Here is a 621-nt window from a genome sequence, read left to right on the forward strand (position 1 = left end):
CTGGAAGACCGCATCGTCAAGGCCTTCCTGACTGAGCGCACGGGCAACAGCCCCGCCGGTTCGCGTCATGCGCCCATGGCCGTCGATCCGCGCAAGCCCAGCTTCACGCTTCAGTTCAAGGGCGCGCGCGAGGCAGGCGACGAAGAGCGTTCCACCAACCCTCGCGCCCGCTCGGCCAAGTTGCGCGCCGCCGTGCGCACCGACGCCCCGGCCTGGGGTCGGATCGATGGGAGAGCGGCGGCATGACCACGGCGCCCTTCTTCACCTATTCCCGCACCGCCCTTCAGCGCCTGTTCGACTGGAAGGTGCGTGGCGTGCGCTGGGTCGAGATCATCGGCGTGGCCTTGGTCGCGATCATGATCGTGTCGGTCTATGCCGCCAAGGCCGCCGCGGCGCGTGAGAGCAGCCGCATCGCCCAGATCGAACAGGACATCCGTGAGAACGGACAGCGCGTCCGCCTGCTGCGCGCCGAGGTCGCCCGTCTGGAGCAGCCGGCGCGTCTGGAAAGCCTGTCGCGCCAGATCGGCATGGCGCCCGTCGCGGTCGCCCGTCAAGCCAAGGAAGGTCAGCTGACGGCCCTGAAGCCCGTCCCCGCCCAACCCGCCGCGTCCGCGCCTGCAG

2 protein-coding genes are annotated in these 621 nt (G+C 70.0%); both read left to right on the plus strand.

Going from position 1 to position 621, the window contains the following annotated elements:
- Positions 1-246: 16S rRNA (cytosine(1402)-N(4))-methyltransferase (gene mraW / locus B3T77_RS11125; RefSeq protein WP_292079601.1), on the plus strand; the 246-nt coding region annotated here is incomplete at its 5' end.
- Positions 243-621: cell division protein FtsL (gene ftsL, locus B3T77_RS11130; RefSeq protein ID WP_292079603.1), on the plus strand; the 379-nt coding region annotated here is incomplete at its 3' end. The genes mraW and ftsL, both read left to right, overlap by 4 nt.

The organism is Brevundimonas sp. UBA7838, assembly GCF_002500885.1.
GTDB lineage: Bacteria > Pseudomonadota > Alphaproteobacteria > Caulobacterales > Caulobacteraceae > Brevundimonas > Brevundimonas vesicularis_C.